Raw genomic sequence first — 17,561 nt, 5'->3', positions numbered from 1 at the left:
GCAATGCCATCACGACGGGTTCTGCTCCGACTCCAAGCGGGCGATGAACTCGCGGATGCGCTCCCGGTTCGTGGAGAGGTGCTCATCGAGAGCGGCACTCATGGCAGCGGCATCGCCGGCGAGCGCGGCGTCCACCAGCACCTTGTGGCGGCCGTACCGGTAGGCGCGCTCCTCCTCGGTGATCTGCGTCGGATCGAAGACGAGGTGCGAGTAGCGCTCGGTCGCGAACCAGAGGGTGTGAAGCACGCGCTCGTCCCATTCGTTCGCCGCGGGATGCACCAACGCCGCATGGAGGTCGTAGTGCGCCTGCCAGGCGCGCTCGGGGTCGTGGTCGCGGCTCATCTCGAGGAGCTCGTGCAGGCGAGTGACCTGCTCGGGCGAGTGCCGTCCCGCCGACGTGCCGGCCAACGGCAGCTCGATGACCGTCCTGAGCCGGTAGATCGCCTCCATATCGGCGATGGACAGCGGCGCGACGGCGGCGCTGCGAGCCTGTCGCAGCACGATGAGCCCCTGCGACTCGAGGCGGCGCAGCGCCTCACGGATGGGGATGTGGCTGACGCCGAGCTGCAGGGCGAGGTCGCGGATGGAGAACTGCTCGCCGGCCGCTAGAGCGCCCGTCAGCACTGCGCGACGGATCTCCGCCGTCACCAGGTCGACCGCCGAGCTGTTGTCGCGGGCGACCGAGCGCACCTGCCCCTCAAGCGCCACGCTGCTCCATCCGTCGGTCTACATCGTGCCATCACGCCTGCCGCGCGCTACCGGCTTGAGATGCCGTTGGCTAGGATATAGCGTATATCTCCAGCACGGCGAAGCGCTGACAAGACGAAGGAGTCGCCCGATGAACGCTGAGGCAGGCGCTCGGCGCGAGCCCGCGCTCGCGGATCGGCTCGTCGCCCTCGGTGAGGTCGAGCGCAAGGTGCTCTGGCTGTCGACGGCCATGATCGCAGCGGCGAACGCGCCCGACCGTCGCGACCCCGACGGCCTCAAGATCGGCGGGCACCAGGCGTCCAGCGCGTCGATGGTGAGCATCATGACGGCGCTGTGGTTCACCGAACTGACCAGCGATGACCGGGTGTCGGTCAAGCCGCACGCATCGCCCGTCCTGCACGCCATCAACTACCTGCTCGGCGAGCTGGAGCCCGAGCAACTGGGAACGCTGCGGGCCTACAAGGGGCTGCAGAGCTACCCGAGCCGATCGAAGGATGCCGACACCGTCGACTACTCGACGGGTTCCGTCGGCATCGGCGCGACGGCGCCCATCTGGGGAGCGATCGCTCGGCGCTATGCAGCGGACACCGCCGGACGTCCGCGACAGAGCGGACGTCAGTACAGCCTCGTCGGCGATGCGGAGCTCGACGAGGGCGCGGTGTGGGAGGCGATCCTCGACCCCATGGTCGCCGAGCTCGGGGAGATCGTCTGGATCGTCGACTTCAACCGGCAGTCCCTCGACCGGGTCGTGCCGAACATCTCCGCGACGCGCCTGCAGGCCATGTTCACGGCCGCCGGCTGGCAGGTGATCACGCTCAAGTACGGGCACCTGCTGCAGGAGCTGTTCTCGAGACCGGGCGGTGAGCACCTCAAGGCACGCATCGACGGCATGTCGAACCCCGAGTACCAGCGCATGCTGCGTTGCTCGCCGGCCGAACTGCGCGACCGGATGCCGGGAGCCGGCGCGGGCGCCGAGCACATCCGGACCCTGCTGGAGGACGTGGCCGACGAGGACATGCCGCGGGTCATCGCCGGTCTCGGCGGCCACGACATCGGCGGTCTCGTCGACGCCTTCGGCGAGATCGACGACACCCGACCGACCGTGATCTTCGCGTACACGATCAAGGGAAACGGCCTGCCGAGCGCCGGACACCCGCAGAACCACTCCAACCTGCTGAACCCCGCGCAACTGGAGGTTGTCGCCGCCCAGCTCGGCGAGCGTACGGAGGACCCGTGGCGCCGGTTCGCCGCGGGAACGGACGCCGCTCTGCTCTGCGCTCGCACCGCCGAGCGGCTGCAGCGCGACCCGGTCGACGCATCCGTTCCACCGGTCGTTCCGCGGGACTTCGGTCGGACGGTCGTCGGACGCAGCTCGACGCAGCAGGCCCTGGGCCGCCTGCTGCTCGACCTCACCCGGCTCGCCCCGGACGCGGCACGCCGCGTCGTGACCGTCGCACCCGACGTCGCCTCGAGCACCAACCTGGGGGGCTGGCTGAACAAGGCGGGAGTGTGGTCGTCGGCGCAGAAGCGGGACTGGTTCGCCGACGACGGCGAGACCATCCTGCACTGGGACGAGCGCCCGACCGGGCAGCACATCGAGCTTGGCATCGCCGAGGTGAACCTGGTCTCGCTGCTCGGCGAACTCGGCGCCACCTGGAGCAGATGGGGCGAGGCGCTCCTGCCGATCGGCACGCTCTACGACCCCTTCGTCACCCGCGCGCTCGAACCGTGGTCGTTCGGCGTCTACGGCGGTGGGCAGTCCATCCTCATCGGCACTCCGTCCGGCGTGACCCTCGCGGCTGAGGGCGGAGCTCACCAGTCGATCATCACGCCGTCGATCGGGATCGAGCAGCCCGGTGTCGTCGGCTTCGAACCGGCGTTCGTGCAGGACTTCGAGTGGTGCATGCTCGACGCGCTCTCCCGGCTCGGGCGGCCCGACGGCTCGTCCAGCTACCTGAGGCTGTCGTCGCGGATGCTCGACCAGGCCCGGGCATCCGTTCCGGCCGATCCGGCCGCGCGCGAGCGACGGCGTCGCCAGGTGGTCTCGGGCGGGTACGCGATGCGGCGCGCCGAGCACCCCGTCGTGACCCTCGTGGGCATGGGAGCACTCATGCCCGAGGTGCTGGCCGCGGCCGACCGTCTCTCGGCACTCGGACTCGAAGCGGACGTCGTCTGCGTGACGAGCGCCGACCGCCTGTATCGCGCGGTCCGCGCGCGGGGCGGTCGCGGCGATGGAGACTCCGCGATCATCGAGCAGGTCTTCCCGGCCACGCGGGCGGCGCCGATGGTCACCGTGCTCGACGGACACCCGCACGCCCTGGCGTTCCTGGCCGCCGTCAACGGAGTGCGCAGCACCAACCTCGGCGTCACAGAGTTCGGCCAGACCGGCACCCTCCAGGAGCTCTACGCTTCCAACGGCATCGGGACCGATGCGATCATCGAGGCAGCACTCGATCTGGTGGACCCGACGTGACCGATACCCCCATCCGCTCACCCCAATCGATCTCGAAGGAGAGACATGCCTGAGAACATGGCGAAGAACTGGCCGGCCAATCCGCCCAAGCTGCACCACACCACCTTCACGACCCTCCGCATGAGCGACATGGTCAGCTGGTACGGACTCGTCTGCGGCCTGCGCCCGGTCTTCCAGAGCAATGAGGCGTCGTGGTTGACCAACGACGAGGCGAACCACCGCATCGCCCTGCTGTCCCCTCCCGGGCTCAAGCACCCGACCGACAAGGGACACGAGACCGGCATCCACCACACCGCCTTCGAGTTCGGCACGTTCGACATGTGGCTGAACAACTACATCCGCCTGCGCGACCACGGCATCCTCCCGTTCCTCATGCTCGACCACGGCATCACCATGTCGGTGTACTACCAGGACCCCGACGGCAATGGCGTCGAGATCCAGGTGGACGGATTCGGCGACTGGGCCGATTCGAGCGAGTGGATCGCCAACGCGAAGGAGTTCGCCGAGAACCCGATCGGCACGTTCTTCGACCCGGAGAAGATCGTCGCCGCCCGCGAGGCCGGCCTGTCCTTCAAGGAGATCCACGAGCGGACGCGCGCCGGCGAGTACCTGCCTGCCGTCATCCCCGAGGACATCTTCCTTCCCGAGGTGTGGTGAGCATGGGCGCGTTCTCGATCGAGAACGCCCGGGTATTCGACGGTGAGCGGCTCAGCGAGCCGCGCTCGGTCCACGTTGTCGACGGACTCATCACGGAGGAGCCCGGCGCCGATTCCGAGACGGTGGATGCCGCTGGCGCGGTTCTGCTGCCGGGCCTCATCGACGCCCATGTGCACATCAGCGATCCGGAGCAGGCGAGGACGCTCGCGCACTGGGGCGTGACGACGGCCCTCGACATGGGCGCGAAGGACCCGGGCGTCATCGAGGCGACGCGGGGCGTGGCCGGTGGGTCGGACGTGCGATCGGCGGGGTTCCCGGCGGGTCCACCGCACGGCACCCACATCGCCCGGCTCGGCTTCCCGGAATCCGTCGGCATCAGCGGGCCGGATGAGGCGGAGGCCTGGGTGGCTGCGCGCGTGGCAGAGGGGTCGGACTACATCAAGGTGCTTCTCGAGCCCGAGATCCCGCAGCAGCCGAAGCCGCTGCAGCCCGAGACCGCCGCGGCGATCGTTCGTGCGGCGCATGCAGCGGGCAAGAAGGTCATCGCCCACACGACGACCGGCAGGACCGCGGAGATCGCCGTCGCAAGCGGCGTGGACGCGTTCACCCACACTCCGCTCGGGGACGTGCTCGGCGTCGAGTTTGCGCGGGAGGTCGCATCGAGGGGCGTCATCGCCATCCCGACCCTGTCCATGATGAATGCGATGGCGACGGACTGGCCGTTCCCCGTCCGGCCACCGGGGGTGAGCTTCGAGAACTGCCTCCAGTCATTGCGCAACCTGCGTGCCGCGGGTGTCACGATCGTGGCCGGAACGGATGCGAACACCAACCCTGCCACGCCCGCGAGCCCGCCCCCCGGGGAGTCGCTGCACACCGAGTTCGAGCTCATGGGGCAGGCGGGCGTGACCCCCGTGGAGAGCCTGCGCGCAGCGACCTCCACCGCAGCCGACTTCTTCGGTCTCGCCGACCGCGGTCGAATCCAGCCCGGTCTGCGGGCCGATCTGGTGCTCGTGGATGGCGACCCGACCGTCGACATCAGCGCGACCCGCGCCATCCGCGGGGTCTGGATCGCGGGGGAGCGCGTACGCTGACGATGCCCCCGATCCACACGCCCGTCCTCATCGTCGGCGGCGGCCCCGTCGGGCTGACCGTCGCGCTGGAGCTCTCCCACCACGGCGTCGCCTCCACCGTCGTCGAGCCGCGGCTGGTCGTCGAGCACGACCGTCCGCGGGCGAAGACCACCACGGCACGCACGATGGAGTTGTTCCGACGCACGGGGGTCGCCGACGAGATCCGTCGGCGCGCGGGGATCCCGGTCGACTACTCCGACGAGATCCGCTTCTGCACGACGGTCACCGGCGCCGAGATCACCCGCATCACCGGCGCACTGGGACTCGACCTCACCGGCTCATCACTCACCTCCGAAGCCGGGCAGCAGGTGACGCAGCCCGTCGTCGAAGAGGTGCTGCGCGATCGCCTGGACGGTGACCCGCTGGTCACCCTGCTGTTCGGCTCGCGTGCTACCGCGGTGAGTCTCGGTGAACCGACGCAGGTCGAGATCACGGACGCCTCCGGGGAGGTGCAGGTGATCGAGGCCGATTTCGTGGTCGGCGCCGACGGGTCGCGGAGCGGCGTGCGTTCCGCCATCGGTGCGCTCTACGAGGGCGCGCCGGGCGGTCGCCCGAACGTCAACATCACCTTCCGTTCGCAGGCGCTCGCGCGGCTGCTTCCGGGGCGCGCCGCCATCCATCATTGGGTGCTCAACCCCGAGGCGCCGGGCGTGGTCGGCCCGCTCGACCTCGACGGAACGTGGTGGGCCATCGCGACCGGTGCCGCATCGATCGCCGATGACGATGAGGCGATCGCCCTCGTGCGTGGGCTCGTCGGTGCCGACATCGACGTCGAGGTGCTCGCGACCGACCCGTGGCAGGCACGGCTGCTGCTGGCGGACAGCTACGGGTCGGGCGTGGCCTACCTGGCCGGGGATGCCGCCCACCAGAACCCGCCGTGGGGCGGTCACGGCTTCAACACCGGAGTCGGCGACGCGGTCAACCTCGCCTGGAAGCTCGCCGCCGTCATCCACGGCTGGGCGCCCCGCGAGCTGCTCGCGAGCTACGAGGAGGAGCGTCGCCCCATCGCGGTGCAGACCATCACCTTCGCCGCCTCCAACATGCGCACCCTGTCCGTCGACCTCAGCGACGCCGCCCTGATGCGCGACGACGAACAGGGCGTGCGGGCGCGATCGGTCGCAGCGGCGGCCATCCAAGCCGCGAAGCGCGCCGAGTTCCACAGCCTCGGACTCGTGCTCGGCTACGGCTACGCGGCCGAGTCGGCAGACCAAGCGCCCACTGGCGAGATCTACCGCCCACAGGCCCGGCCCGGCAATCGCCTCCCGCACGCGCGCACCGCGGCTGGTGCCTCGCTCTTCGACGCCCTCGGTCCGGAATTCACCGTCATCGGCTCCACCGAGAAGGCGCAGCCGCTCGTCGACGCTCTCTCGGATCGCGGCGTGCCGGTCGCGCACCTCGACGCCGTCGCTCAGGGCTTCGACGAGCACGACGTCCCCGTGCTGGCGATCGTGCGGCCCGACCAGCATCTGGCCTGGGTGGGGGAGACGGCGCCGGAGCAGCTCGACTCCGTCATCGACGCCGCCCTGCTCGGCTTCACCACCGCGGCCGCCGCCGCATCCTAGGAGGATCACCATGCGCATCGCCAACCTCAACGGCCGAGCGGCCCTCGTCGCCGACGGACGAGCCATCGACATCGCCGAGGCGTCCGATGGCACTTTCCCGTCGGATCCCGCAGACCTCTTCGACCGGTGGGATGAGCTGATGGCCTGGGCGGGCGACCAGAACCCCGTGACGGACGCCGCGTCGGAGTCCTACGCGGCCACCGATCTCGGAGCGCCGTCGCCGCGGCCATCGCAGGTGTTCGGCATCGGGCTGAACTACGCCGATCACGCCGCGGAGGCCGGCCTCGAGAGCCCGGACACCCCGCTGGTGTTCACGAAGTTCGCCTCATCCGTCGCCGGACCGGACACGGATGTGACGCTCCCGGCAGACACCGTCGACTGGGAGGCCGAGCTCGTCGTCGTGATCGGGCGCGGCGGCCGCAACATCGCGGCGGAGGATGCCGCCGCGCACATCGCCGGCTACACCGCGGGCCAGGACCTCTCCGAGCGCACCCTGCAGTGGGCCGGAGGCACTCCGCAGTTCAGCGCGGGCAAGTCCTACGAGGGGTTCGCCCCCATCGGTCCGGTGCTCGTCACCGTGGACGAGCTCGCCGATCCCGAGAACCTCCGCCTCACGACGACCATCCACGGCCCCGACGGCGCCGTGACGACGGTTCAGGATGGGCGGACCGATCAGCTGATCTTCAGCATCCCGGCCCTGATCGCGTGGCTGTCCGCGATCGTCGAGCTGCGCCCCGGCGACCTCATCTTCACCGGCACGCCGCCCGGAGTCGGCGCGGCGATGGAACCCAAGCGCTTCCTCCGCGATGGCGAGCGCCTGATCACCGAGATCGAGGGCATCGGGACGATCGAGCAGCGCTTCCACGCGCGGGAGTGATGGGCATCCGTCGGCGCCGTCCATAGACCTCGGGCGCTGATCTGGCAAGCCCAGCGATGTTTCGCGCCGCCGGGGATGCACTGGTAGGACACGTCGCCCGTCGACCGGTGCGGCTTCGGATCGAACCAGGGAGATCATCATGCGAGCACTCGTCTATCACGGACCGAAGAACGTCTCGGTCGATGAGGTCCCGGACGCGACCATCGAGCGACCGACCGACGTGCTGGTCAGAATCACGACGGCCAACATCTGCGGCAGCGACCTGCACATGTACGAGGGTCGCACCGACGTGGAGAAGGGCAAGGTGCTCGGCCACGAGAACATGGGCGAGGTCATCGAAGTCGGCGACGGCGTCGACCGGGTGAAGGTCGGCGACATGGTCGTGCTGCCCTTCAACATCGGCTGCGGATTCTGCAAGAACTGCGGGGCCGGCCTGACCGGCTTCTGCCTGACGGCGAACCCGCCGAACGCCGGAGCCGCCTACGGCTACGCCGACATGGGGCCGTACAACGGAGGACAGGCCGAGCTGCTGCGCGTACCGTACGCGGACTGGAACGCCCTGGTTCTGCCGGATGACGCCCGCGAGAAGGAGAAGGACTACGTCATGCTCTCCGACATCCTGCCCACGGGTTATCACGGCACCGAGCTGGCGCAGGTCGGCATCGGCGACTCGGTGGTCATCTGGGGAGCCGGGCCCGTGGGACTCATGGCTGCGATGTCGGCCGATCTCCGCGGCGCCGACCAAGTCTTCGTCGTCGATCGTCAACCCGACCGGCTGAAGCTCGTCGAGACCATTGGTGCCACGCCGATCGACGACAGCACGGGCGACGCCGTGCAGCAGATCCTCGACGCCACTCTAGGCGAGGGCGCCGATCGTGGTGTCGAGGCTGTCGGATATCAGGCGCACGATCACCACGGCAACGAGTCCCCGGGCCTCACCATCAACAGCCTGATCGCCGCCGTGAGGCCGACCGGTCGCATCGGCGTCGTCGGGGTGTTCGTGCCCGAGGACCCGTCGGCGCAGGACTCGCTGGCCAAGAAGGGCCAGTTCGCGATCGACTTCGGCACCTTCTTCTTCAAGGGGCAGTCGATGGGCACCGGGCAGGCGAACGTCAAGCAGTACAACCGCCAGCTCCGCAACCTCATCCACCGCGACAAGCTCAACCCGGGCATCATCGTGTCGCACGAGCTGAGCCTCGATGACGCCGCGGAGGGCTATAAGAATTTCGACGACCGCCTCGACGGATGGACGAAGGTGCTGCTGCACCCGGACGGTCGATGACCGGCGCCCACTGATGGCCCACGCCGAGCGCTAGGATCGCTGCACGACGGTGCTCGGTTCGGGACGGTGGCCATGGTGGATGAGTTCGATGGCTTCGATGCCAGCCGGTCCGTCTCGACGGGCCACCTCCCCGACCGCCCGCTGATCGACTCCCTCCTGCTCGACGCGTGGGAGCGCTACCGCGGCCTCGACGAGGGCGCCGTGGCCGACTACATCCCCGCGCTGGCCGCTGCGGATCCCTCGCTCTTCGGGCTCTGCGTGGCCGAGGTCGACGGCACGATCCACGCGGCCGGTGACGTCGACCACGAGTTCTCCATCCAGTCCATCTCCAAGGCCTTCGTCTTCGCGCTCGTGTGCCAGGAGCGGGGCTACCAGGAGGTGCTCGAGAGGGTCGGAGTCGACAACACCGGCCTTCCGTTCAACTCGGTGATGGCGATAGAACTCAACGACGGCCACCCCATGAACCCGATGGTCAACGCGGGCGCGCTCGTGACGACCAGCTTGGTGCCGGGGGCGTCCGCCGCGGCGAAGTGGGAGTACATCCAGAATGGCCTGTCGGCCTTCGCCGGGCGCCGGCTCGCTCTCGACGTGCAGGTCTACGAGTCCGAGGCCGCGACGAATCAACGCAACCAGGGAATCGCCCGGCTTCTGCAGAGCTACGGGCGGATGGGGTTCGATCCGCTCGAGACCACCGACGTCTACACGCGGCAGTGCTCACTCCTCGTCTCAGCGAGGGACCTCGCCGTCATGGCGGCCACCCTCGCCGACGGCGGCGTCAACCCCATCACGCGCGAGCAGGTGGTCGACCCGGCGGTGTGCATCCGGGTTCTGGCCGCCTTGGCATCGTCGGGCCTGTACGAGCACTCGGGCGAGTGGCTCTACGAGATCGGCATGCCCGGCAAGAGCGGCGTCTCCGGGGGGATCGTGACGATCGCTCCCGGCAAGGGCGGCCTGGCGACGTTCTCTCCGCGGCTGGATGTCGCGGGCAACAGCGTTCGCGGCAAGCGTGCCACCCGCTACCTGTCCGGCGTGCTGGGCCTCAACCTGTTCGCGTCGGCAGCCGCCGCTGACGACGGACCGCTGCAGATATCTCGAGAAGGGTGAATCGATGACGTCGTCCGTCGCTCAACCGACCGCCGTCAAAGCCTCATGGGCTCCGATGGTCGCGCTCGCGCTCGCTCAGGTGCTCATGTCGTTCAACGTCTCGGCCCTGCCGATCTCGCTCAGTGGCATGGTCGACGACTTCGGCGTCCCGCCAACGGCGATCAGCACCGGCATCGTGACGTACGGACTCGTCGTGGCCGCACTGGTGATGACCGGCGCCAAACTCGGGCAGAAGTTCGGCTGGGTTTTGGTCTTCTGAGTCGTGATCGCGGTGTTCGCCGTCGCGATGCTCACCATGACCTTCGCCCCGAGCGTCGGGTTCATGATCGCGGCCCAAGCCCTCGCGGGGGCTTCAGCAGCCATCATCGTGCCGGCGCTCGTGGCGCTGATCGCCGAGAACTACCACGGGGAGCAGCAGGCCACCGCCGTCGGCTCGCTCGGTTCGGCGCGGGCGGCATCCGGCGTCAGTGCCTTCCTGATCGGCGGGGTGCTGGCCACCTACGTGAGCTGGCGGCCGATCTTCGGCATCCTCGTCGTACTAGCGGCCGTCGTGTTCATCCTCAGCTTCCGGCTGCGTTCGGCACCCGGCAGCAAGGACGTCAAGATCGACGCGGTCGGCGCCGTGCTCATCGGCGCGGCGGTCGTGTCACTGACGCTCGGCTTCAACAACCTCAACGGGTGGGGCGACCTCGCCGCCGAGCCGGGAGCGCCGAACGTCTTCGGACTCTCCCTGGCTCCCGTGCTGGTCGTCGCCGGAGTCATCCTCGGTCAGGGCTTCCTCGTCTGGACCCGACGACGCACGCGGTACGGGAGGACGCCGCTCATCAGCCTCACCGTGATCGGTTCGAAGAAGGAGCGCGCAGCCGTCTACGCGCTGTTCATCATCGTCGGGCTCGAGGCCTCGCTGAACTTCACCATTCCGCTCTACATCCAGATCGTCCAAGGCCGCACGCCCCTCGCCACCTCGGTGGCGATGCTGCCGTTCAACCTCACCGTGTTCTTCTCGGCGCTACTGGTGGTGAGGTTCTACAAGCGATTCAGCACGCGGGTGATCGCCCGCGCGGCGTTCATCCTCACGACGGTCGCGCTGATCTGGCTCTCGTTCGTGGTGACGAACAACTGGGAGACCGTTCCGACCATCCTCGGCCTGATCGTCTTCGGCATCGGGCAAGGGGCGCTGGTCACGCTGCTCTTCAATGTCCTCGTCACGTCATCGCCCAAGGAGCTGGCCGGCGATGTCGGCTCCCTCCGCGGTGTCACGCAGAACCTGGCGTCCGCGGTGGGGACCGCACTGGCCGGTGCCATGCTCGTCACGCTGCTGGGAGTCGGGGTGACGCAGGCGTTGGCCGGAAGCTCGGAGCTCCCCGCCACGATCCAGCAGGAGGCCGGGCTCGATCGCATCAACTTCGTCAGCAATCCTCGCTTGCGCGAGGTGCTCGAGGGCACCAGTGCGACACCGAGCCAGGTCGACAAGGCGGTTCAGATCAATACGGATGCACGGCTCTCGGCGCTGCGGATCGGCCTCGTCGTGCTCGCCGCCATCAGCGCGCTCGCGATCATCCCGGTCGGACGCCTGCCGCGTTACCGTCCCGGCGAGATCCCCGACCCCTCAACGGTCGACGAGTAGGACACCGGGACGTCTTTCCTGTGCAGTGCCGGTCACCCGAGGCCGACGCGTTGGAAGTCGAGGTCGATCAGCGCGACCACCCGCTCCTGCTCTCGGCTGTACGGCGCGCCGGTGTACTTTCTGGCGAGCTCGTCCACCGCTGCCCAGCCTTCTTCGCCGTCGAGCCACTCGACGACTCGACCGCGCAGCACCACCGGGGGGAAAGCTGCGCCGGGCGGTGTGAGCGAGATTGCGACTCGAGGATCGCGGCGCAGGTTGCGCGCCTTGCGCGAGCCGGGTCCGGTCAGGATGGCGACGTGGTCGTCGTGGACGCCGATCCACAAGGGGACCGAGTGTGGCGAGCCATCGGGAAGAAGAGCGGCCAGGTGGGCGATCGGCGTTCCGTCGAGCAGTTCCCTGACTTCCGGTAGCAGTGACATCGTGCTCCCCACCTTGGCATCCACGCGATCGGCGGATACCACCAACGGTGACGCCTTCCGCCCCATGATGGCAATCTAGTCAGAGCCTGGGCGCGAGGGAAGGCCCCGAGCGAGGAATCGTCATCGACGTCGAGCCGCGTTGGCGATCGCGTGTCATGCTGGGCGCATGCGGATATCGAGATGGGTGGTGGGCGTCGCGATTGTGGTCGCCTCGGTTGGACTGACCGGCTGCGCGCAGGACAACAGTCCTGCCATTGCGCCGGTGACGAAGGATGTGGGCGACCTGCAGGGGGCGACCGTCGATCTCGTCGTCGGGCAGTCGCTCGACATCAACACCGGCGACCTCGCCGTCGACAGCTACTCCGGAAAGGTCGACGACACCGGAGTCGCCGCCTTCTCGAAGGGCCGGAAGGACGGCGGCACCACCTACAACCCGGGGGTGAAGGGCCTGTCGGCGGGGAGCACGAAGGTGGTGCTCTCCAACTCCAACGGAGGCATCCAGGACGTCACGTTCACCGTCGACGTCGCCAAGAACTGACGCGCCGTCAGACGGAATCCGCTGCCGAGGCGAGGTCGTTCAGTTCGAGGATGGCATCCACGAACGCGCGCGGAGCCTCCTGGGGCAGCGATGGGTGTAGCCGCCGCGGCGATGTTCTGGATCAGGTACCCGTTCACCGACACCAGTCCGGTGCACCGTTCCGGCCAGATCGCCGCGGCGACGCAGCCAGCCCGGCCGCCCCAGTCGAAGCCGGCGAACACAGCATGGTCCAGATTCAGACCATCCATGAACTCGACCACGTCTGCCCCGATCGCCGCCTGCTGACCCGAGCGCCCGGCATCGTCGAGGGAGACGGTACCGCCGTGTCCGCGCAGGTAGGGAACGAGCGCGCGGCGGCCGGCGTCGGCGAGGAGCGGCGCGACATCCGTGAAGCTGTGGATGTCGTAAGGGAACCCGTGCAGCAGGATCACCGGGTCGCCGTCCGGCGGGCCGAGGTCGACGTACTCGATCTCGAGGGTGCCGGTGCGGACCCTCTGCAGGGCGAGCTCTCGAGTGAGTGCACCGCTGACCTCCGCCGCAGTCCGTCAGGTGACGTCGACGAACGAGGCGAGCGGCTCGTCGGGCTCGACGATGTAGGTGGAGAGCGTCGGGCCGGTGTCGGGCCCGAGGTCGCGCGCGTTGTGGGCGGTGCCGGGTGGCATCAGGATTGCATCGCCCGTGTGAAGGGTCAGCGTGGGTTGCCCCTCGATCCTCATCTCGACCGTTCCGGCGAGAATGTAGCCGACCTCTTCACCCGGATGGGTGTGCCAGCCCGACTCGACGCCCGCGGGAATCTCGGTCAGCACCTGCACGATGTCGCGACCCGGGAGCGATGACGTCCGGTGTTGAATCTCGGTCCTCTTCAGCTTCCCCGCCAGCGCATCGACGGGCTCCGCATCCGCCATCAGGACACGGCCTTCACGGCCTTCAGGATGTGGTCCGCCACCTCCTCCGGGTGGGCTCTTCCTGCGACGCTGCATGGAATGAGCATCGCTCACCTCACGATCGTCCTCCCCTGACGGCGCTCTGTCGAGAGCATGTTCACGAGCGGTCGGATGGAAGGGAATCGCGTCCCGGGGCCGAGATCAGGCGCTGGTCAGGCGCGGTCGCAGCTCCTTCTCGAAGAATTCGAAGAAGCCATCGGGATCGGGTCCGGCGTTCATGAGGGCTACGTGGTCGAAGCCGGCATCGGTGAACTGTCCGATCACCTCGAGGTGGCGTTCGACATCCGGTCCGCAGGCGAACTGCTCACGGATGTCCTCCTTGCGAACGGTCGCTGCCGCCGCTTCGAAGTTGACGGGATTCGGGAGTTCTGCCATCACCTTCCATCCGGTCACCGACCAGGCCGACGTCTCGTGGGCGGCGTCGACGGCGGCTTCCTCGGTAGCAGCCCAGGCGAGCGGCGCCTCGCAGTAGAGCGGTCCGGTGCCACCGGCCGTGCGGTATCCGTCGACCAGGGCGCTGTCCGGCTCGACCGCGAAGAGTCCGTCGCCGAGCTCGGTCGCCAGGCTCACGGAGTCCGGCCCGCTCACGGCGACCGCCATGACGGGCAGCGCATCGGGGAGGTCGAAGATGCGGGCGTCCTCGAGCTTGAGGTAGGTGCCGTCGTAGTTCTGGTAGCCGCCCTGCCACAGCAACCGGATGATCTCGAGGGACTCGCGGAACATCGCGTGCCGCTCGTGGACTCCGGGGAACCCGCGACCGACGATGTGCTCGTTGAGGCGCTCGCCAGCCCCGACGCCGAGGGTGAACCGTCCCTCCGACAGCAACGCGAGGGTCGCGGAGGCCTGGGCGATGATCGCGGGGTGGTAGCGCACGCTCGGACACGTCACACCCGTGGCGAGACCGAGCGTGCTGGTCTTGGCCGCGATGGCGCTCAACACCGACCAGACGAACGGCGAGTGCCCCTGAGCTTCGACCCATGGATGGAAGTGGTCGCTCATCTCGACGAAGTCGAACCCCGCCTGCTCTGCGCGCACCGCTTGCCGCACGAGTTCCTGAGGGCCGAACCCCTCGGCCACGAGCTTGTATCCGATCTGCATGCCTCGACGCTACGCACTCGAGCGTCGACGGCAAGGCGCTTGCAAGGAGCACGCTGACCGGCCACAATGCGGCGCGAACGGCGGCTCTCAGCGGAAGAGGTCGATCTCGTCGAGACGTGCGAGGAGGTCGGCCGGGTTCTCGAACACGATCCGGGCACCCGCCTCCGTCAGCAGGCTCTCCGCGACGCCTCCGGACAGCACGCCGAACGGCGAGACCCCGGCGCGCTCGGCCGCCTCCATGTCCCAGACCGAGTCGCCGATGAACACCGCGCGGCTCGCGTCGACGCCGGCGCGTTCGACGGCGACCTCGACGATGTCGGGCTTCGGCTTGGCCGCGTCGACATCTTCGGCATTGGTGGTTGCGTCGATCGCGTCGTCGGCGTCGATCACGCGGAGCAGGATGTCGAGTTCCTCGGGCGACGCCGACGTCGCCAGCACGACGACCACACCGCGATCGGAGAGCGTCCGCAGCAGCCGTCGCGTTCCGTCGAAGGCGCGCAGCCGCGGGGCGAGAGCGGTGTAGTTCGTCGCGTGGAGGTCGGTCGCGCGCTCGACCCAGCTCTCCTCCTTGTCACCGACGAGCGACGAGATGAGCAGGCTCGAATCCTGGCCGATGGCGCGATGCACACGCCAGGCCTCGACATCCTCTCCCAGCGTTTCAAAAGCGTGCTGCCACGCCGCGACGTGCAGGTAGTTGGAGTCGACGAGGGTGCCGTCGATATCGAACAGGGCGGCGATGCGGTCATCGGTCATGCGTCCAGTCCTCAGGTCGCGTCGGTGGGTCAATGGTTCTCGAGCGCAAGTCGCCCGGCGAGCAGCACGTAGGTGGCCCCGAAGGTTCGTCGCAGCCACGTCACGACCTTCTGTCGGCCGATCACCTGCGTGCGCATCGTCGCGGCGAAGACGCCGTAGACCGCGAAGACTAAGAAGGTGATGGCCATGAAGACGAGGCTCAGCCAGACCATGTGCCAGGTGCCGTTGGGCTCTCCCGCCGGAACGAATTGGGGCAGGAAGGCGAAGAAGAAGATGGTGAGCTTCGGGTTGAGCAGGTTGATGAGCACGGCGGTGCGGATGACGAGCCAGAACGACGCCGCCGACGGGCCGTCGTCGACCGCAATCGGGGAGGTGTCGCGGAAGCTCTGCCAAGCCAGGTAGAGCAGGTACGCCACGCCGATCCACTTGATGGTCTGGAAGGCGACCGCGCTGGCGTTCAGGATGGCCGCGAGGCCGGTGATGGCCGCGATCATGTGCGGGATGACTCCGAGCGTGCATCCGAAGGCGGCGATGATGCCCGCCCGAGTCCCTCGCGAGAGTCCGGCCGCGATCGAGTAGACGGCACCGGTACCGGGAGTCGCCACGACCACCAGTGTCGTCAGCAGAAACGCGACGCTCATCGGCCCACCTCCTCTGCGATCGTTCTCGAAGGCTACCGGGTGGACAGTCTCGTCGGCATGCCGGTTCCACTCTCGTTCCCTCAGCTGAGCGCGCTTCGGAGTATCTCGAGAGATGGGCGGACGTCGATGTGCGCACGGCGCGTCAGCAACGAATCGAGGCGCTCCGCGAGAATGTCGCCGCTTTCGTGTGCGGCATTCGCGACGGGGTGAGGCTCGTTCTCGCGTCGCTCAGAGCAGGCCGGCGTCGCGAAAGGCGCGTTCGTAGATCTCGCGGATGACCGGTTGCTTGCGCTGGTTGTAGTCGAGAACGGATGCGGCGCCCGGCGCCGCTCCGCGCTTGGCGGCGACATACGCGTCCCGGTCATCCGCGTCGCCCCGCAGCCGATCGCGGAACAAGCGGTGTCGAATGAGCTCGGGGCAGTCGGGCTCGAACACGTGCAGATTCACGCGGGGTTCGGCGAGGCGGAGCATGCGGTGCTGGAACCACCACTCCTCCCGGATGGTGAGGATGTAGCCGATCGCCTCGAGAGCCGGCACGTAGTCCGCCTCGACGCGGGTGTCGGCCACGGTCAGGTCGACGTCGATGACGGGCTTCGCGGCCAGCCCGGGCACCGAGGTCGAGCCGACGTGTTCGATGGTCAGCGCGCGCTCGCCGAGCGCCGAGCGGATGTCGTGCGCCAGTGCCTCGAAAATGATCGGCCACTCGCTCTGGTAGTCGACCAGCGTCACCTGCTCGATGATCTCGTCGACGACCCACGGGTTGCCGTCGGGCGCTGGATCGTGATGAGTCGTGATCTCGGCGGGCGTCGGCATCCGCTCAGTACTCCATCGGCTCTGCCGCGACCAGGCGCGACTGAGGGATGGCGGCCTCGGTGAACGGGCCGCGTCCGTCGCGCCGGTACTGCGGCTCATCGAAGGCGACCAGCCAGATCGGTCCCGATCGCGACGAGATCGGCAGGCCGTCGGGCCGCGGCGCGCCGTTGGACACGATGACGCCGGTTGGCTCACCCGTCCAGTCGTACTCGCGCTCGGTCGACGGCTCGTCCACGTGCACCTGCACGCCGACTCCGAAAGTCGGACCAGGTTCGCGGCGCTCCTGCGCGGGATGCTTCCACATGCGGCCATTCTGCCATCCGCCCCCCACGGGCACGCGCCCCATGGCCCGTGATGTTCTGTGCCATAACGCGCGTCCCGCGAGTCGCTCGGTGCCATAACGCGCATCACCCGTTCGGCGCGATTGAGCCGGCGCGTCCCCGGACGCGCGATAGAGCGACGCCGGCGAATGACGTCAGCTGGAGGACGCAGCCTCTTCCGCGGCCTCACCATGCTCGACGATGTCGCCCTCCTTGAACAGGATTCCCCGCGCCGTTTCGCGCCACTGCGGCTTCTTGCGCAACAGGAACTCGAGCTCCATGCTGAAGTGCTTGAACTCCTCGCCGAGCGAGTCGGTCATGATGGCCTTGGCATCCTCATCCGTCTCCACGGCGATGCGCTGCTCGTACCAGCCGATGGCCTCGGCTTCCTCCGAGAGGCTCGCGCACATGCGCGCGAACGTCCTCACTTCGGCGCTCAACTCGCTCGGCGGCTCGTGGTACTGATCGGTCGACACGGAGGCTCCCCTCATGGAACGGATGATGCTCGAGAGTACGCCGCGCCGTCTGGCCACGCGAGGGGTTGCGGCACGCGGCTGAGGGGACGCCTCGGCACGGTGGGAGACTTCCTCAACCGTGCTGAAGCGTCCCCTCGGG

Annotated in this window: 20 protein-coding genes; 10 read left to right on the top strand and 10 right to left on the bottom strand. The window is 68.5% G+C overall.

Features of this window, described 5'->3' with window-relative positions; translation table 11 throughout:
- Positions 1 to 9: 9 nt before the first annotated feature.
- Complete coding sequence (locus E6C70_RS11970; RefSeq protein ID WP_136424779.1) at positions 10 to 708, bottom strand: GntR family transcriptional regulator; 699 nt, start codon at positions 706 to 708, stop codon at positions 10 to 12.
- Positions 709 to 838: 130 nt separating this feature from the next.
- On the opposite strand from E6C70_RS11970, the gene E6C70_RS11965 reads away from it, so the two are divergent.
- The 9 genes from E6C70_RS11965 to E6C70_RS11930 all read left to right on the top strand — a co-directional run bounded on the left by E6C70_RS11965 (position 839) and on the right by E6C70_RS11930 (position 11,420).
- Positions 839 to 3,181 (top strand): thiamine pyrophosphate-binding protein, encoded by a 2,343-nt coding sequence (locus tag E6C70_RS11965; RefSeq protein WP_136424778.1) that lies wholly within the window; start codon positions 839 to 841, stop codon positions 3,179 to 3,181.
- Positions 3,182 to 3,226: 45 nt separating this feature from the next.
- Complete coding sequence (locus tag E6C70_RS11960) at positions 3,227 to 3,838, top strand: VOC family protein (protein WP_136424777.1); 612 nt, start codon at positions 3,227 to 3,229, stop codon at positions 3,836 to 3,838.
- Positions 3,839 to 3,840: 2 nt separating this feature from the next.
- On the top strand, positions 3,841 to 4,929 hold the full coding sequence (locus E6C70_RS11955; protein WP_136424776.1) for an amidohydrolase family protein: 1,089 nt from the start codon (positions 3,841 to 3,843) through the stop codon (positions 4,927 to 4,929).
- A gap of 2 nt (positions 4,930 to 4,931) precedes the next feature.
- Positions 4,932 to 6,530 carry an FAD-dependent monooxygenase gene (locus E6C70_RS11950; RefSeq protein WP_136424775.1) on the top strand — a complete coding sequence of 533 codons (1,599 nt, stop codon included), beginning with the start codon at positions 4,932 to 4,934 and terminating at the stop codon, positions 6,528 to 6,530.
- A gap of 10 nt (positions 6,531 to 6,540) precedes the next feature.
- Entirely contained in the window at positions 6,541 to 7,407 is an 867-nt protein-coding gene (locus E6C70_RS11945) for a fumarylacetoacetate hydrolase family protein (protein ID WP_136424774.1), read from the top strand.
- Between the two features lie 139 nt (positions 7,408 to 7,546).
- Complete coding sequence (locus tag E6C70_RS11940; RefSeq protein WP_136424773.1) at positions 7,547 to 8,689, top strand: glutathione-independent formaldehyde dehydrogenase; 1,143 nt, start codon at positions 7,547 to 7,549, stop codon at positions 8,687 to 8,689.
- Between the two features lie 72 nt (positions 8,690 to 8,761).
- Positions 8,762 to 9,793 (top strand): glutaminase A, encoded by a 1,032-nt coding sequence (glsA, locus tag E6C70_RS11935; RefSeq protein WP_136424772.1) that lies wholly within the window; start codon positions 8,762 to 8,764, stop codon positions 9,791 to 9,793.
- A 4-nt stretch (positions 9,794 to 9,797) separates the two neighbouring features.
- The gene (locus E6C70_RS17095) at positions 9,798 to 10,052 is read left to right on the top strand and encodes a hypothetical protein (protein WP_235833430.1); all 255 of its coding nucleotides are present in this window, start codon (positions 9,798 to 9,800) and stop codon (positions 10,050 to 10,052) included.
- Positions 10,053 to 10,055: 3 nt separating this feature from the next.
- Positions 10,056 to 11,420, top strand: coding sequence for an MFS transporter (locus E6C70_RS11930; RefSeq protein ID WP_235833429.1), 1,365 nt, complete (start codon positions 10,056 to 10,058; stop codon positions 11,418 to 11,420).
- 32 nt (positions 11,421 to 11,452) lie between these two features.
- On the opposite strand, the gene E6C70_RS11925 is transcribed toward E6C70_RS11930, so the two are convergent.
- Positions 11,453 to 11,905: a TIGR03618 family F420-dependent PPOX class oxidoreductase gene (locus tag E6C70_RS11925; RefSeq protein ID WP_235833428.1), complete on the bottom strand. Its 453-nt coding sequence runs from the start codon at positions 11,903 to 11,905 to the stop codon at positions 11,453 to 11,455.
- A gap of 100 nt (positions 11,906 to 12,005) precedes the next feature.
- Here E6C70_RS11925 and E6C70_RS11920 point away from each other — a divergent pair, with 100 nt between their 5' ends.
- A complete protein-coding gene (locus tag E6C70_RS11920) occupies positions 12,006 to 12,377 on the top strand; it encodes a hypothetical protein (RefSeq protein ID WP_136424771.1) in 372 nt (123 codons plus the stop codon).
- Here E6C70_RS11920 and E6C70_RS11915 read toward each other — a convergent pair.
- From E6C70_RS11915 to E6C70_RS11880, 8 genes are all read right to left on the bottom strand, one after another.
- Positions 12,266 to 12,808, bottom strand: coding sequence for an alpha/beta fold hydrolase (locus E6C70_RS11915; RefSeq protein ID WP_235833427.1), 543 nt, complete (start codon positions 12,806 to 12,808; stop codon positions 12,266 to 12,268). The genes E6C70_RS11920 and E6C70_RS11915 overlap by 112 nt on opposite strands.
- A 114-nt stretch (positions 12,809 to 12,922) precedes the next feature.
- Positions 12,923 to 13,282: a cupin domain-containing protein gene (locus E6C70_RS11910; protein ID WP_136424770.1), complete on the bottom strand. Its 360-nt coding sequence runs from the start codon at positions 13,280 to 13,282 to the stop codon at positions 12,923 to 12,925.
- Positions 13,283 to 13,462: 180 nt separating this feature from the next.
- Complete coding sequence (locus tag E6C70_RS11905) at positions 13,463 to 14,419, bottom strand: TIGR03557 family F420-dependent LLM class oxidoreductase (RefSeq protein ID WP_136424769.1); 957 nt, start codon at positions 14,417 to 14,419, stop codon at positions 13,463 to 13,465.
- Between the two features lie 87 nt (positions 14,420 to 14,506).
- Positions 14,507 to 15,172: an HAD family hydrolase gene (locus E6C70_RS11900; protein WP_136424768.1), complete on the bottom strand. Its 666-nt coding sequence runs from the start codon at positions 15,170 to 15,172 to the stop codon at positions 14,507 to 14,509.
- Between the two features lie 29 nt (positions 15,173 to 15,201).
- Positions 15,202 to 15,813, bottom strand: a complete 612-nt coding sequence (locus tag E6C70_RS11895) for a LysE family translocator (RefSeq protein ID WP_136424767.1) — start codon at positions 15,811 to 15,813, stop codon at positions 15,202 to 15,204.
- Positions 15,814 to 16,041: 228 nt separating this feature from the next.
- The gene (locus tag E6C70_RS11890) at positions 16,042 to 16,626 is read right to left on the bottom strand and encodes a GrpB family protein (protein WP_136424766.1); all 585 of its coding nucleotides are present in this window, start codon (positions 16,624 to 16,626) and stop codon (positions 16,042 to 16,044) included.
- Between the two features lie 4 nt (positions 16,627 to 16,630).
- Positions 16,631 to 16,930, bottom strand: coding sequence for a hypothetical protein (locus E6C70_RS11885; protein ID WP_136424765.1), 300 nt, complete (start codon positions 16,928 to 16,930; stop codon positions 16,631 to 16,633).
- Positions 16,931 to 17,101: 171 nt separating this feature from the next.
- A complete protein-coding gene (locus E6C70_RS11880; protein ID WP_235833426.1) occupies positions 17,102 to 17,437 on the bottom strand; it encodes a ferritin family protein in 336 nt (111 codons plus the stop codon).
- Positions 17,438 to 17,561: the final 124 nt, after the last annotated feature.

The organism is Orlajensenia flava, assembly GCF_004801905.1.
Lineage (GTDB): Bacteria > Actinomycetota > Actinomycetes > Actinomycetales > Microbacteriaceae > Orlajensenia > Orlajensenia flava.
The sequence above is the reverse complement of the archived record's forward strand: the minus strand, read 5'-3'. Positions and strand labels throughout refer to the sequence as shown.

Coding starts and splice junctions, on each gene's coding strand:
- E6C70_RS11965 (WP_136424778.1), top strand. CDS start 839: ATGAACGCTGAGGCAGGCGCTCGGCGCGAGCCCGCGCTCGCGGATCGG.
- E6C70_RS11960 (WP_136424777.1), top strand. CDS start 3,227: ATGCCTGAGAACATGGCGAAGAACTGGCCGGCCAATCCGCCCAAGCTG.
- E6C70_RS11955 (WP_136424776.1), top strand. CDS start 3,841: ATGGGCGCGTTCTCGATCGAGAACGCCCGGGTATTCGACGGTGAGCGG.
- E6C70_RS11950 (WP_136424775.1), top strand. CDS start 4,932: ATGCCCCCGATCCACACGCCCGTCCTCATCGTCGGCGGCGGCCCCGTC.
- E6C70_RS11945 (WP_136424774.1), top strand. CDS start 6,541: ATGCGCATCGCCAACCTCAACGGCCGAGCGGCCCTCGTCGCCGACGGA.
- E6C70_RS11940 (WP_136424773.1), top strand. CDS start 7,547: ATGCGAGCACTCGTCTATCACGGACCGAAGAACGTCTCGGTCGATGAG.
- glsA (WP_136424772.1), top strand. CDS start 8,762: ATGGTGGATGAGTTCGATGGCTTCGATGCCAGCCGGTCCGTCTCGACG.
- E6C70_RS17095 (WP_235833430.1), top strand. CDS start 9,798: ATGACGTCGTCCGTCGCTCAACCGACCGCCGTCAAAGCCTCATGGGCT.
- E6C70_RS11925 (WP_235833428.1), bottom strand. CDS start 11,905: ATGGGGCGGAAGGCGTCACCGTTGGTGGTATCCGCCGATCGCGTGGAT.
- E6C70_RS11920 (WP_136424771.1), top strand. CDS start 12,006: ATGCGGATATCGAGATGGGTGGTGGGCGTCGCGATTGTGGTCGCCTCG.
- E6C70_RS11910 (WP_136424770.1), bottom strand. CDS start 13,282: ATGGCGGATGCGGAGCCCGTCGATGCGCTGGCGGGGAAGCTGAAGAGG.
- E6C70_RS11905 (WP_136424769.1), bottom strand. CDS start 14,419: ATGCAGATCGGATACAAGCTCGTGGCCGAGGGGTTCGGCCCTCAGGAA.
- E6C70_RS11900 (WP_136424768.1), bottom strand. CDS start 15,172: ATGACCGATGACCGCATCGCCGCCCTGTTCGATATCGACGGCACCCTC.
- E6C70_RS11895 (WP_136424767.1), bottom strand. CDS start 15,813: ATGAGCGTCGCGTTTCTGCTGACGACACTGGTGGTCGTGGCGACTCCC.
- E6C70_RS11890 (WP_136424766.1), bottom strand. CDS start 16,626: ATGCCGACGCCCGCCGAGATCACGACTCATCACGATCCAGCGCCCGAC.
- E6C70_RS11885 (WP_136424765.1), bottom strand. CDS start 16,930: ATGTGGAAGCATCCCGCGCAGGAGCGCCGCGAACCTGGTCCGACTTTC.
- E6C70_RS11880 (WP_235833426.1), bottom strand. CDS start 17,437: ATGAGGGGAGCCTCCGTGTCGACCGATCAGTACCACGAGCCGCCGAGC.